Origin of the sequence: Acinetobacter sp. Ag2 (assembly GCF_001005515.1) — a bacterium.
GTDB lineage: Bacteria > Pseudomonadota > Gammaproteobacteria > Pseudomonadales > Moraxellaceae > Acinetobacter > Acinetobacter bereziniae.
Map to the genome: position 1 here is coordinate 57458 of NZ_LBNA01000050.1, position 14370 is coordinate 71827.

General features: G+C 34.6%; 11 protein-coding genes and 1 pseudogene. 6 read left to right on the top strand and 6 right to left on the bottom strand.

Going from position 1 to position 14370, the window contains the following annotated elements:
- Positions 1-36: 36 nt before the first annotated feature.
- Complete coding sequence (locus AAV97_RS11315) at positions 37-864, top strand: TIGR02391 family protein (RefSeq protein ID WP_046760614.1); 828 nt, start codon at positions 37-39, stop codon at positions 862-864.
- A gap of 41 nt (positions 865-905) precedes the next feature.
- Here the strand turns inward: AAV97_RS11315 and AAV97_RS11320 are convergent, their stop codons facing one another.
- The 5 genes and pseudogenes from AAV97_RS11320 to AAV97_RS11340 all read right to left on the bottom strand — a co-directional run bounded on the left by AAV97_RS11320 (position 906) and on the right by AAV97_RS11340 (position 11004).
- Positions 906-4043: a type I restriction endonuclease subunit R gene (locus AAV97_RS11320; RefSeq protein WP_046760615.1), complete on the bottom strand. Its 3138-nt coding sequence runs from the start codon at positions 4041-4043 to the stop codon at positions 906-908.
- A gap of 78 nt (positions 4044-4121) precedes the next feature.
- Positions 4122-5375, bottom strand: a complete 1254-nt coding sequence (locus tag AAV97_RS11325; protein ID WP_046760616.1) for a restriction endonuclease subunit S — start codon at positions 5373-5375, stop codon at positions 4122-4124.
- A gap of 1 nt (position 5376) precedes the next feature.
- Positions 5377-8133 (bottom strand): annotated as a pseudogene (locus tag AAV97_RS11330) (type I restriction-modification system subunit M).
- A gap of 268 nt (positions 8134-8401) precedes the next feature.
- Positions 8402-8812: a hypothetical protein gene (locus tag AAV97_RS11335; RefSeq protein ID WP_046760617.1), complete on the bottom strand. Its 411-nt coding sequence runs from the start codon at positions 8810-8812 to the stop codon at positions 8402-8404.
- Positions 8813-8937: 125 nt separating this feature from the next.
- Positions 8938-11004: a DUF262 domain-containing protein gene (locus tag AAV97_RS11340; RefSeq protein ID WP_046760618.1), complete on the bottom strand. Its 2067-nt coding sequence runs from the start codon at positions 11002-11004 to the stop codon at positions 8938-8940.
- Between the two features lie 640 nt (positions 11005-11644).
- On the opposite strand from AAV97_RS11340, the gene AAV97_RS20905 reads away from it, so the two are divergent.
- From AAV97_RS20905 to AAV97_RS11350, 4 genes are read left to right on the top strand one after another with little or no spacing between them, the layout of a single operon-like run.
- Positions 11645-11899 carry a hypothetical protein gene (locus AAV97_RS20905; protein ID WP_081409744.1) on the top strand — a complete coding sequence of 85 codons (255 nt, stop codon included), beginning with the start codon at positions 11645-11647 and terminating at the stop codon, positions 11897-11899.
- 3 nt (positions 11900-11902) lie between these two features.
- Positions 11903-12031: a hypothetical protein gene (locus tag AAV97_RS21555; RefSeq protein WP_009585514.1), complete on the top strand. Its 129-nt coding sequence runs from the start codon at positions 11903-11905 to the stop codon at positions 12029-12031.
- Positions 12032-12256 carry a hypothetical protein gene (locus AAV97_RS11345; RefSeq protein ID WP_046760619.1) on the top strand — a complete coding sequence of 75 codons (225 nt, stop codon included), beginning with the start codon at positions 12032-12034 and terminating at the stop codon, positions 12254-12256.
- Between the two features lie 49 nt (positions 12257-12305).
- Positions 12306-12890, top strand: a complete 585-nt coding sequence (locus AAV97_RS11350; protein WP_046760620.1) for a hypothetical protein — start codon at positions 12306-12308, stop codon at positions 12888-12890.
- Positions 12891-13051: 161 nt separating this feature from the next.
- Here AAV97_RS11350 and AAV97_RS11355 read toward each other — a convergent pair whose 3' ends face one another.
- Entirely contained in the window at positions 13052-13399 is a 348-nt protein-coding gene (locus tag AAV97_RS11355) for a hypothetical protein (protein ID WP_171249371.1), read from the bottom strand.
- Between the two features lie 255 nt (positions 13400-13654).
- Between AAV97_RS11355 and AAV97_RS11360 the strand changes: the two genes are divergently transcribed.
- Positions 13655-13882 (top strand): hypothetical protein, encoded by a 228-nt coding sequence (locus AAV97_RS11360; protein ID WP_004826172.1) that lies wholly within the window; start codon positions 13655-13657, stop codon positions 13880-13882.
- Positions 13883-14370: the final 488 nt, after the last annotated feature.

Genomic DNA, 14370 nt, shown 5'->3' on the forward strand with positions numbered 1-14370 from the left:
ATTCACTCTACCACTGATAAAAAGAAATGGTAAACTATGTTTCAAACTAAAAATTATTATCACATTGAGTATTTAGGAGAGGTTGGTATAACACAAACCTGCTTGTTGAGCCTTTATAACCTACTACAAACTCATTCTGATCTTTCCTATGCTTTACTTCTGACTTCTGATCAAACCCACGCATTAATCCTCAAGGATCGGTTTGAAAGTTATTATATTATCCGTTCAGGATTTACATCTGGTTACTCAGGCGAAGGACCAAAAGGATTAGCAACAGCTTTAACTATATTAAATAGACATGAAATCGAAACTGAAGAAATTCTAATTGCATCAAAAATGATGAATAAGCTGAATAGTTCATCGCTAAGTGTTGGTGATATTGATTTTATTTTCAAACAAAAAATTATCCGTCCTATACGATTACATGACTATATCTATTCTTTTAGAAATGAAGTCTCAACAACGTTTAGTCTAAAACGTTATTATCCACTTGAACTTCCCTATTCAATCATTGATGACAGAATTTTTGATTTAGCATTGCTCTTTAAAAATGATCCAGATTCTGCACTGTTAAAAGCTTATAAACGCTTAGAAGATATTGTAAGAACAAGAACAGGACTAAGTGAACACAGTAGTAAATTATTCTCTCAAGCTTTTGCATCACTTAATGCTCCTCTTACTTGGAATTTACCAGACAAATCTGAAATCATAGGTCGTGCAAACTTATTTATTGGTACATACCAAGCTTTTAGAAATGCACGTACACACAGAGAAAAACCTCAAGAAAATTTAGTTCATCAATATCGAGAATTTTTATTGATTAATGAACTGTATTTGCTCGAAACAGAAGCAAAAAATATATAGCTCATAGAGAAAAGGTCTTTATGACCCTTTCTCTATTCTTATTAAGATAATTCTTTACCATTACTTAAAATAAATGTTCGTAAAAGCTTCTCAACTTTTACATTGACTTTAAAAGTAGGAATTTTAATTCCTTCTTCCTGCTCAAAATATTGTTTAGCCTTTACCTTATCAACAGAATTCAATAATTGCCCAAAGCGCCCAAATTCATCAATATTGCTTTCGTTTACATGTGCGTTAATCAACTGTCTAAGTTTGGACTCATTTAAACCAAAAGAAGTCGCAATAGCATATATTTCATCTTCTTTGGCTTTAAATTGATACTCTGTAATATAGTCTCTAAATGACTTAGCTTCTTGCAATTTCACGTCACCACGTTGAACGTCATGCAAAAAGATATTTGCAATTCTTTGCTCATCATGCGTTAAAGCTGCAAAACTCTTATGCAGTTCATTTAATGCGGCTTCAAGTGATATAGCTTTTTCACCATCATACAATGCTTTCAAATATTTGGTAAATCGACTGTTCATGTAATCTGAATCAATCTTATCAGTATCAATTTCAGTTAAATATCCCTCAACTTCAAATGGAACACTACCGCCACCACCACCGCTTCCAACTTCAGAAAATAACTCTTTGTATCGTAAAGCTAAAATTAAATAAGTCTGTTGGTCTATACTAACCTCAAATGGTGGCTCATTTGATTGTTTATCATCAAAGCAATAGGTAAGTTGCTTCCAATTAAAACCTTGAATTTTTGCAGCCTCAAGATGCTCATTGAACTGCTTAAATAGTTTTGCAAACTGACCACAATCATCTTTGTCTTCAGGTAACTTTTCAAAGTTTTCGATACCCGCACTTTTAAACAGTTGTTCTATATCAGTAAAAATCGCGTTTAATTTATTTAGGTTATCTTGCAGTTTATCTACAAATAAAGCCAAAGGCTTATCGCCTGAATACAACTTAACTGCTGCATCAATATTACGTTTCATCGTATGCGGACGTCGGTAATATCGAATGATACCGAATGGTTTATCTTTACCAAATAAGCGGTTGGTACGTGAGAATGCTTGAATCAAGTTTGCATACTCAAGCATCTTATCCAAATACAAAGTATTGACCCATTTAGAGTCAAAACCTGTCAGCATTTGATCAACAACAATCAATAGCTCAAGCTGTTTTTCAGGGGTATGTTCAACACGCTTATATAATTCTTTATGGGCTAAACGGTCAGCAATATCACGCTTCATTTTGGCGTGGGTGGCTAAACTGAACTCCATGCCATAACGATTATTATAGTCGCTTATGATCTCAACCAAGCCATCTTCTTTGAATTTAGCATTTTCATTATTATCAATATTTGGATCAAACAATGCCGTAATTTTTAGCTCAGGTTTTAATTTTTTAAATAAACGATAATATTCAATTGCTTCGGCAATACTACTGGTGGCAAACATGCCATGAAATTTATTATTTTGGCTATATTGAATCCAGTTCTCTAAAATATCTTCAACCACTTTATTTTGATGCTCAGGACGACGATACTGCTCTGTTGGCAAGTAATCTTCAATTCCTCTGATATAGTTGTTGGCTTTATCCCAATGACCTGCCATAGCAACCTGACTTTTATCCATAAAGCGTAAATAAATTTCTTTCTTTTTAGGATCAGCCATAGCCTCTCGAACAGTATTGGCTTTTGCTTCATCCAAAGCCACAGCTTCTCGTAATTTTGAATCTTTATAAGTTGAAATCAGGTAAGGATCAAAACCGAGTACGTTTTTATCTCGAATACCATCTGCAATACTGTAACGGTGCAACTCATGACCGAATACTGTTGCGGTGGTATTCATATTCTTTTCATTTTCGTCTTGAATCGGCGTCCCTGTAAAACCAAAGAAGACTGCCTGAGGAAAGGTTTCTTTAATGGTAATGAGCATATCGCCAAAGGTTGAACGGTGTGCTTCATCTACAATAATGACGATGCGCTTTTTCTGCATCTGCTCAATATCATGGGCTTTGAGACCACGCTCTTCTTGCTTGATATTACTCATTTTTTGAATTGAGCTAACAATCAGGACTTCGTTCGGATTGGTACTTTTGAGTTTGCTAATCAACGCATAAGTATTTTCAGTAGATTGTACAAAGTCGTCCGTGTCTGCAAAGTTATTGTATTGCTCTAATGACTGCGTGCCGAGTTCAATACGATCCATCAAGAAAATCACTTTATCTGCATCTTTCGAAGTTGCGATCAGATAAGCCGATTTAAAGCTGGTCATGGTTTTACCCGAACCAGTGGTATGCCAAATATAACCACCTAAACGGTCTCTTCCATCCCACTCTATACGAGCGACACGGTCGGAAATTGCACGAACTGCAAAATACTGGTAACTGCGCATGACCTTTAAAACGCCATCGGTTTTATCCGCTACGGTGTAAAATCCAATGAGCTGATGTGCCATTGGGATAGACAAAAGATCTGCTGCAATATCTTTCCAGTAATTTATTGGTTCGTTGTTAAAATCTGCCCAGTTAAAATAGTAATCTGAGTTAAATGATCCATCTGGACCGGGATTGGCAAAGTATTTAGTTTCTTCTGGATTCATGGCAACAAAGATTTGCACCAATGAAAACAGCCCCGAAAATATGCCTGAACGCGCATAGTTTTCGATTTGATATGCGGCTTGACTGACAGGTACACCTGAACGTTTAAGTTCAACATGAAATACGGGCATGCCATTAATGAGCAACATAATGTCACCACGTCGATCATTTAAAATCGTTGAAGACGTTGGGAATTTGGGCTGTTGTACGATTTGGTAACGGCTTTGCCCTGCGGCAATTTGTTGACGATCATAAATACTGAGACTGACTTCTTTACCCAAGTGTGATGGATCATTAGGGTTGTCTCGTTTAATTGCAACGGATTTACCATTAATGAAACCGTTCAAAGCCATAGGTGTACGCAACTCTTTGATTTGTTCTAATATCTGCGCCATTTCGGAGTCAGTAAGTGGCTGACCATTCAGCCGATCTATACCGCTATTATTTTCAAAAAGAATATTTGCCCAGTTGTTGATTAAATCCTGTTCCGTAGGATTTTTTAAAACAGTACTTTCCCAGCCCTTGTTAAAAAGAGTTTCAATAAATGCCTGTTCAAATTCTTTTTCGCTTTTAAATGTCATGGTCGATTTGCTTTTATCAAGTCAATTTATAAAAAGTCTCCCTTTTACAAAGGGAGACTTAGAGGGATTAATATAAATTCAAACAAACATCTTTTCTAAAAAAGCCTGTTTTAGATTTTTTAAGGTTTGAAGCTGTTGCTGTTGTAATACTAGAGTTTCATCGAGCTCTTTGAAAAAACTCGCAATAGCTTTTTGCTCATCATATTCAGGCACATCACAAACAAAAGCCAAAATTTTATTTGGGGAAGTATGTTTTACGGTTGTACCTGTGGCAGATAAAACAATATATTTATGATACGACTCAGTTTGTAACAAATAGAAAAGAAAACCTTTGTCTAATTCATCGTTCTCAAAAGTTATTAATCCTAACCGTTGATTATGGAGTAATATTTTTCCTCGAATTAAAGGAACCAAAGCAGGTAAACCCAAAGTGTCACTTTCTTTACTCAAATCAGTCATCGTTACTAACAGATCATTTTCTTGAAGTATATAATTTTTAGGTACTGCACCATTATAGTAAATGAACTTCTCAGCTTTGAAGCCACCACCAATCATAAAATTGCCAGGAGTCAATAAACATAAATTTGTCTCAGTTTCACTGAAATATGTCCCATCAAATGCAAAGCCATGTTTAATCGAAATAAAATTGGATAATTGAAAATTCCTCCACTTCTCACTAAACCCTTTTAAACGAATCTCAGGTTGCGTACTTCCTGCTTTTGGAAACATTTTTTCCAGCATGGCTTTTTTAAGATTTTGTGTTTGAGTCAGTTTCTTTTCGTTTAAGGCAATAGATTGGTCTAGATTTCGGAAAAAATTACCGATTTGGGTTTGTTCACCTGATTCAACTGATGGGGCAAAAAACTCCATTTGAGCAAGCTGATTTCTTGAAATTTCTAAAAAAGTAGACCCTGAAGCTTTACTCAAGGCAAACTTCTTGATTTTAGCTCCCATCGAATAGAGGAAATAAACATCAATACTATTGGCAATAAAAGATTGAAATCCTTGATTCGTTGCAGCTGGTTTACCCAATATTGCCATATCGCCAATGCCAGCTCTTGAACTGAATAACACTGTTTTCTTTGCAGGCAATACTTTTGCAGAACTATTTTTTAACCCTGATGCCGTGATCTTTTTTAGACTTCCATTAACATAAACATTCTCACCAATTTCAGTAGGCGAATACCAATCTATATCACCATTCCAAAATTCAGGCACGTTAGTATCAGGTGTTCCACCGCCTACAATATCAACAACTTCTCCTAATGTTGTTTCATTCCAATCATTTTTATATTGACTAAAACGAAGCTCAGGACACGTTTGCTTTTCCAAATTAAGCCCCTTTTAACAATGCTTGAAACTGTGCCAAACCTTGCATATCAAAATCATCACCTGTTAAATCATCTATCAAGTCAGCAAGACTATGCTCCGCTTCAATCAACTTTTGCGTGGTTTCAGTATAGGTTACGGCATACTTATCTGCCAAAGCCTGTACCACATCAGCCAAATGCTCAATCACTTCATTCGGCAACGCCAAAATTACAGATAGAATTGGTTGTACCCACTTCGCTTCCAACAACTCTAAAATTTGTGAATTTTCTAGTGCTTCAATCGTAGTTTTGGTCAACAAATGCAAGGTATTGGCATCGGCTTTAATCTCGGTTTTCAGCTCTTTTTCCTGTGCAAGCAAATCTTCCACTTGGAACAACTTCGCTTCCAGAGAGTCTTCCGCAAAAGTAAAATTAGCTTGTAACGTTTTTAAATACGCTTTCACTTTTCCTACTGCATAAGTACCGTTTTTATTGGCTTCAATCTTCGCCCACTGTACTTCAGGATGTGCCTGTACAAACTGTTCCTGTTCTGGCTTTTTCGCTTTATTGGCAAGCAATTCTAATAATTCATTAATCGCACGGATTTCTGGCGTTTCAATATATTCGAATGCCTGTTTCAATGCTTTAGAAATTTCTGCTGTAACAAACGCATCATTGGCATCGTTCAACAAAGTATCTTTATCTTCCTCAGACAACGAGTCCATGATCGCTTCAATTTCAGCACTGGCTTCAGTTAAAGCACGTTCTTTATTTTGCAACGCAGTGAGTTCATCAATCAGTAAATGTTGTTGTACCAAATCAAATGGCAACACATAACCCACCCAACCGTCTTGAACTTCCTGCTCTTTACCATCTTTCTTTTTTAAGACCATGTTAGGATTTACGACTTTGACTTTGTTCAAACCTTCTGTTTGGATAATTTCCAAATCTCCTATAATGGTTTGCCATTGATCATCCAAGGCTTGATAGGCTTGATATTTGTCAACTAAAGCAATATTTTCCAAACGCTTGAAAATATCCTGACTTAAAACATTTTCCTGCTGTGCAATATGCAAAGACTGCATCTTACCAATGAGTTCAGCTTTTAAATAATCATGGAAATTGGCAAAAGCCGTATTAAATTGCGTTTTAAATGTTTGAACATTGGCATGCTGATGAATAGCGTTACTGATTTCTGTCGTGGCTAAATCGACATAAGGTGTATCGCTGTCAGTAAATAAGTCTTGGCGTAACTGAGGGAACGCCTTCCAATACTCGGCATAAGCATCAATTTCTTTCTTTGGAATACCGCCAAACATGGTGGCATAAATATCCCAAGTTTCTGCTGTTGCAGACGAGTCTACATAACGAGGAATATTTAAGTTATAACCTTGCTCACGGATTTCTTCCAAGCTGACCAATTTAGAAAATTGCTCAATGTCTTCACGCTGTACAACGGCATCAACAATTTTCTTAATGTTGGATGCTTGTAGATGGTTATTTTTACCAACCTTGATAAAGCCTTTCGATGCATCAACAAAAAGCACATCACTGCTTTGTCGACGTTGTTTTAAAATTATGATTACAGTTGGAATACCTGTACCAAAGAAAATATTGGCAGGTAATCCAATGATTGCATCTATATGTTTATTTTCAAGCAAGTTTTTACGAATACGTTCTTCTTCACCACCACGGAACAATACGCCGTGTGGCAAAACAATCGCCATGATGCCATCAGGTTTTAAATGATATAGATCATGTAGTAGAAACGCATAGTCCGCCTTGGTTTTTGGTGCTAAACCAAAACGAGCATAACGTGGATCAGATTCTTTATTCGCTGAATCCCATGCTTGAGAATAAGGCGGATTAGACACCACAGCATCGACATACAACGGTGTATAAGTACTGATTGGATCATGGTCTTCAAAATACGGCCAATCATCCTCTAAAGTATCGGCATTTCGAGCCACAATGTTCGCAGGCAAAATACCACGCATCACCAAATTCATACGGGTTAAGTTATAGGTATTTTCCTTTAACTCTTGTGCGTAATATTTGATTTTATTTTCATCGTTGACGTGCTAGGCAACTGAACTACCAATATTAATCAATAGCGACCCAGAACCACTAGTTGGATCGTAAATTTTGATTTCTTGCTGATCTTTTAAGTGATGCGCAATGATTTCAGACATCAACACAGATACTTCATGTGGAGTATAAAACTCACCTGCTTTTTTACCTGCATTAGCAGCAAATGAACCAATCAAATATTCATAAATAAAACCAAGTACATCGTAGTCTTGCTTGTTATTCATCGGAATAACTTTGATCAATTGCAATAAATCACTGATTGCTTTGGTTTGATCGTTAGAACTGTTACCTAACTTGCTTAACCCCGTTTCTAGCGTTTTAAAAATGCCATCAAATACTTTTTTATGCGAGGGGCTGATTAAACGAGAAAAGGCAGACAATGCATCACGAACATTGGCAACATTGAAATCATTACCCTTTTTCAACCATGTTGAAAATAAATTATCATAGGCAATGAAATAACCAACACCATTTTTTATAAATTCAACTGTTTCAGTATCTTCTTCAGTAAGTGCTTCAATATCAGTCGGACGAAAGTCATTGGCTTCCAAAAAAGCTTGTTCTTTATCCGACAAAAATTTGTAGAACATGAACCCCAAGATATAGTCTTTATATTCATTTGCCTCAATTTTTGAGCGCATTTTGTTTGCGGATTCCCAAATTTTGGACGCGAGTTGTTGCTTGTTCATAGGTTATCTACAGTTGTTTAATCAGATTAAAACTTATTTCATTTCTTTGTGCATTTTGAGCACGCAAAGAAATTCTTATTCTTAAGCATTCTCGCTAATTTAAAGGAGGTTCTCAACTTATAGTTTTTTATTTTTAATCAATCAACACAAAAAGCGCTTCACAATATGAATATCGAAGCAACAATGCCGTAGATGATCAGGATTACCTAACTTGCGATGAATATATTGAAAACAACTCTTTAACCAAACTTTCATATATCAATAGAATTCAATGATCGAGCCTAAATTCAATTTCAAAATGAATACCATCCCAAACTTTTAACTCTCCTACCCAATCTATTTTTGCATTGAATCTTTTAGGATATTGACTGGCATCTTTGCCGTCTAAAATATACTGAAAGTCACTTGAGTTATTGAGCATTGATATAATTGGTCTTATCTTTAATTTTTGAAAAAAAGTAAGATCAAGGTTTTTTTTAAGCTCATTACATCCATTACCTGACCATCTATCAATACAATCACGGTAAATTTGTTTTCTTTCAGTTGGATGTCGAGTGAGTAATGGTTTATGTCCCCATAAGCTTACAATTAGTTCATTATTGGAGCTAATTGAAGATACAGACCAATTTGGGTTCTTTAATTCTGCATTAAACTTTTTAAACTCATCGACAATTCCCAAAAGACAATCCTCATTTAAATAAATATTGTTGAAAAACGGTCAATATTTTTAATTACCATAAATTTATTATAAAAAAATTAAGTGAGATTTGTTTAAATCTCACTTTAAGATACACATCACCAACTTTAAATATTACCATCCTTTTTTATTAAAAAACTTAACTCAGACTCTTCAACATTACATTGCTCGAATACTTTTTTAAGAATATTTATCTTGGTTTTAGTTGAACAATTTGTATATAAAAAAACAGACCTACTGATTTCAGTAAAACTATTTGTCGTTTCTTGTAAGGAAAGATCATAAAAGGTTTGATCAGCACATAAACTCATAATCTTCGTCGTGTTCTGCTCTAATAAATATTTTACAACATCTATCTGCATTTCTTTCCATGATTGTACTTTAGATTCAAAATCATATAACGTATAAGAAACCAAAGTGTATCCTGTAAAATCAAAGTCATCTTCCAATAGATATTCATTCGTCTCCTCTACAGGTGGAGCATAACTTGTTGTTGGGTAATACCAGAGTTTAAGTGAATTTTTAGACAGATGATTTTGTCGTTCAATCAGCTCATCTTCTGTCCACTTTAAGCATTCTCTTACATATTGATTTAAACGTAAATTACTGTCTTTAAATCCATTTTCAATATCTAATTTATCTTTAAAAGGTCTATTGCTATATTTACTGTTATAACCCGTTAGTGTCAAATTAGGCAAAGTATGTAACCATTTCTCATGAATCTGTTGTGATTTTTCACCCAGTTCTTTTTGCCAAATCTGCGAAAGCGTTTGGGGCATAATATGCTCTATGGTGTATATACCATCTTTAATTCTTTCGATTACATTAACTTGTTCTTTGCTTTCCCCGTTTTCGAGAAAACTAAATAAATATGCTTTATTTTTTGAACTCATGGCATAAATATTACGACCAAAAAGAGCCTGCTCAAATTCTTCATCATTAGGAAAACGACTAGATTCCTCTTTATTCAACAGTACATATTTATAAATTTCAGTATAAGTAGCTCGTGGATTGGATTGTACTTTCTTAGTCACATCTTTATCTAAAGTTGCAAAAATTTTAGACAAAGCATTTGTTGCCAAGCCAACAATCAAACGTCTGAATAAAAATATTTCCGTAACTCTTAGAATTTCAGTGACCTCTTGATCGGTCAGATTTTTTTCAGTCCAACGTTTTAAAATTGCCAATAATATTGGATAGATAACTGTAAACTCTAACTGACCAAGTCGTATCAACACAGAAGTGAAATTGTTTTGATATTGTATAGGATTTAAAATAATTGCATAAAGCTTTGAATAATCTAATAAATCTTTTAACAGAGCCTCAATATCATGATTATTTTTTTTCACATAATCCTTAAAAATAAAATATATGTCTTTAATAACAACAGTACGATTTAATTTTAAGGTTAAATAATCTTTAAAAAAGTCACTCACTTTGAAATTGGTATTTTTTTCGATTTTGTTCCAAAAAGCCTCATAATATTTTTCTTGTAAATCTGGAGAAAGTCCCATCAAAATAAAATTTCGAATTTTATCTCCCTCTTCAAGTTCAAGTCCCGTCGAATTTAAACTTTCAAATATTAGTTGGGGATCGTCATCCTTTTCTAAGAAAATATCAATAATGTGTAATCTTGAAATTGCGTCATACAAATCATCAATGTCGATATTTTCATTGACTATCCTATCTCGAAAATACCTAAAATTTGAAGTTACATTAGAACCATCCACAAAATCAGACTCATCACCAAACAATGCATCAAAGGCTTTACAGTCATCTTTGATTGGTTTTAGCCTTATTTTTCGTTGATCTCCTTGATATTCATCCACTAGATGTTTTTTAGTAATTTTATCAATTAAACGATTATCTTTAGGAATAACTTTTTTATGCTTCAGTAAATCTACAATAGCAATCAATAAAATTGAAATTGTTGTTAAACGTTGTTGCCCATCAATAATTAAAAAATCTTCTTTTTTCCCGCCCTGCATATGGCTTGAAACAATACTACCAAAAAAATGAGGAGCATCAGCTTTTTTAATTAACCCTTTCAAATCATTAAGTAGCTGAGCACAATGTTTATTCTGCCAATTATAGTTACGTTGGTATACAGGTATAATAAATCTCTTATCTGAACCATCAATAAATTTCACAAATTGTTTTGCTTCACCCTTCATCCTTCCCCCACTCTTTTAAATATAGACTTTAATAATCATAAAATAATAAGGCTAATTCTATAACAATTAGAATGATTTAATACATCTTCATACTTTTTTATTAATTTTTCAAAAAATGTTTCATAATGCATTTCAATTTTAATTTTACTTATTCTTTGCATTCATGTTTGATTGACTAAACCCACCCCAAAACTTATCATTCAACTGCTGACCTACATTGTCAGTCGGTTTTAGCAGACCGTTCTACAAAAGGCGCACAACAACGCGATATTGGTTTTGTGCGTTCTCCTAAGTCACGCCTTTATGGTGAGGCTAGGAGGGGCACGCTTGCGTGCGCTGGTTTCCTTTTGTACCAGTCTGCTAACCCTTCTAGTCTTGCCTCCATTATTTAGCAGTAAGTTGGTAAGACTCTTTCTAATCAAAAGGAGTCAACCATGACTAAACATTTCTTATTTTTATTCCTTTCTCAAAAACGTTTTAGGCATATCCCGTGCCTTTGGCAAAATTTATAGATTTTATTTCAGCTTAGATTGATCTAAAGGCATAACTGCTCTTTGGACAGGCAAGCTACGCCTTGAATTTGATCAAATTGCTGAATCTAAATTTAAAAAATAACCACAACAATAAAAGAGAGAGAATGATGAACATTCACACTTCAATTTTAATCATCACCTGTTCACTCCTGACACTCGGTTGCGCCAGTAAATCAGAACGTGAGTTTATCAGTGGCTGTCAGTCTACAGGTATGGACCGCAGCGCATGCAAATGTGCCTATAAAAAACTCGAAAGCAAATACGGAGAAGATAGTTTAAAGAACAACCTCTACACACTGCCCCAGAGCGAATCATTTCAATACGACTTGATGCAAAGCGGTCTGCAATGCTTGAGGGAGTAAGTCATGAGAACGATAGCAGCAATCGTTTGTGTGATCGTGATCATCTGTTTTCTAGGGCTTCCCTTTATCGGCTTGATGATCATGTTTGGACTGTTTTACCTACTTCTTAAATTTGCACTTGGGGGAAAATAAATGAATACATCCATTACATCTTGGCTCATCCGTGGTTACTTCATCATTGGCTTACTATTTGCCCTCTACCAAAACTATTGGGGATCACAAAGCTATAAATCATTTGCCTATCATTTAGGGCAAGGCATTGTTTGGCCTGCGGTGATGTTTCCTTCTGTGGGTAAATTTATTGGTGGTGTACTGATTCTTTTGATTGTGGGCGGATTACTACTCAAGCCTAAATAAACTTTAGCGTTGATCAGCTATTAATAAAAAACTAAAAAAGGAGAATGACATGAAACTTCAGCCACAAATCATCATCAATCTAATTATGATCGTCGCACTGATCGCGATTATTTATATTTTATTCAATCAATCCAAGTCAAACCCACAAGAAAATGATCATGAGACAACCATCCAATCTGAACCAACACAAAAGTCAGCGTCAGAAGCCGCAATAGATAAGGTATCTGCACAGCCTTCCGCTAGCCTTACTTCATCAGCTCAACCAATACAAAGCGTTAAAAAGTCATCAAACTCAGTGATTAAAATGCAGCATTGTGGAGCAAATGAATACAGTGTTGATTGTTCTAACACTGCATATCCACTGATTTGGTTTATGTATAGCGCTGACCCTAGACCCAATGTTGATCAGATCATCAGTATTGAATTTATGAAAGCCAATCAATTCAAAGATCTGTGGATCGACGAATTAAAAATTTCGACTCAAGATAACAAATCATGTCAAGTGGTTACGTGGGGAGCGGATGGTGAAAATTTAACTGATGAAGGCTTAAGTATTATTTTAGATCACTGCCCGATGAAACAAATCAAATCTGTAGACCTTAAAATAGAAGGTCAGGTTTATCGGTTCACTTAACTGTGATTGATCTGCTTAAAACATCAAGCACAAGTAACCTGTAATTTTTAATGAGACCGATCTGTTTTAGACACATCGGTTTTATTTCAATCTGATCGAATGGGATAATCTGAAATTGTCTGACTTCAACAAACTTCTTAGCTTGATCGAAAAATAAGAGCTTATCTCGTTTCAGTCGGCGTCACTACATCTGCTGACTGACATACTTCTTGCCACTTGAGTTTAAAATCATCAATGGCTTTTTGACGGGTTAAAGGAATTTGATAGATCGGAACAACCTTTGCATCGTCAATCATACCTTGTAACAATACCTGTTCTTTTGCAGACAAGGCTTCAGGATTAAAATCCACATCATCCAGCGACAAACCACTTTGACGTAACTGCATTAACATTGCGGAGGTTTCTTCAACCAACTGACATTCGTTCGAAACTTCAGCATGTGCAACCGAAACCAAAAATAATAAAATACTGAATCTTTTCATTCTCAATTGTTCTGTTTTTGACTTCATTGAGTTATACGATATTTAAACTGTTTTTTGAAGCAAATAGATACATATCCACTGAATGAATCAGACAATTCCCTATTTCAATTCATACTTTCTTGAATTAGTATCAAGTGAAAAGAACTTCTCGATATATGCAAAGGAGGTGAAATACAAAATAAAAATCATATAGATGTAATATTCTCTTTAGATAATGATGATGCAGTACCTATTAGCGATTCAAACAAGTTTATGACATAAAACTGCTATTCGGGAGCAACAATGAATAACAGCGCCAATTATGTAAGACAAGTCAAAAATGCTAAACGTGGTGGATACACCCCAACTATTGCCAAGGATGTAAATAAACATAAAATTCAGAAAGCTATCCAGTTGATTGAGCAATGGAGAAAACTCGCAAACGAATTGAAACCCCAAATGCAATTTGATATGGCAATCACTCTAGAAGAATGCGCACAAGATTTAGATCATATTTTGAGGAGAAAATAAGTCTATATTTTTAAATCGGATAAAGATTTATTCAAATTCACTAAAAACCATAAGGCTTACATTTCAGTAAGCCTTTTTGCCAGTACACAACCATTTCATCTCTATCGTATACATCCACTTTAACTCATTTTGGCTGAGTGATTGATCCAACGAGACCATCCTAGAAGATGTTTGATACACAACCAACAATTCTAAGGAAAATCAAATCATTCAAGATCAAAAAATATGTTTTGGATTTAAAAATACTTAAAAAATAATATGTTTTTTTGAAATAATAAATGCTTCACTATTTACTTATCAATTCAACTTTGATAAAAATAATGCATATTATTTCACACTAAAAAATAAATACTATGAAAAACTTCCAAATCGTTTTATTTGCAATTTTATTGCTTGCCAATAGTGTGGTTTTTTCAATGACAATTTTTGGTTAAGTTTCTAAAATCAGCACAATTCTAAAATTAGATGACCGATTGCTTAAAAAACCA

What these genes read in the sequence shown, in the direction of transcription:
- AAV97_RS11315 (WP_046760614.1), top strand. Translation starts at nt 37, where the DNA reads ATGTTTCAAACTAAAAATTATTATCACATTGAGTATTTAGGAGAGGTT.
- AAV97_RS11320 (WP_046760615.1), bottom strand. Translation starts at nt 4,043, where the DNA reads ATGACATTTAAAAGCGAAAAAGAATTTGAACAGGCATTTATTGAAACT.
- AAV97_RS11340 (WP_046760618.1), bottom strand. Translation starts at nt 11,004, where the DNA reads ATGAAGGGTGAAGCAAAACAATTTGTGAAATTTATTGATGGTTCAGAT.
- AAV97_RS20905 (WP_081409744.1), top strand. Translation starts at nt 11,645, where the DNA reads ATGAACATTCACACTTCAATTTTAATCATCACCTGTTCACTCCTGACA.
- AAV97_RS21555 (WP_009585514.1), top strand. Translation starts at nt 11,903, where the DNA reads ATGAGAACGATAGCAGCAATCGTTTGTGTGATCGTGATCATCTGTTTT.
- AAV97_RS11345 (WP_046760619.1), top strand. Translation starts at nt 12,032, where the DNA reads ATGAATACATCCATTACATCTTGGCTCATCCGTGGTTACTTCATCATT.
- AAV97_RS11350 (WP_046760620.1), top strand. Translation starts at nt 12,306, where the DNA reads ATGAAACTTCAGCCACAAATCATCATCAATCTAATTATGATCGTCGCA.
- AAV97_RS11355 (WP_171249371.1), bottom strand. Translation starts at nt 13,399, where the DNA reads ATGAAGTCAAAAACAGAACAATTGAGAATGAAAAGATTCAGTATTTTA.
- AAV97_RS11360 (WP_004826172.1), top strand. Translation starts at nt 13,655, where the DNA reads ATGAATAACAGCGCCAATTATGTAAGACAAGTCAAAAATGCTAAACGT.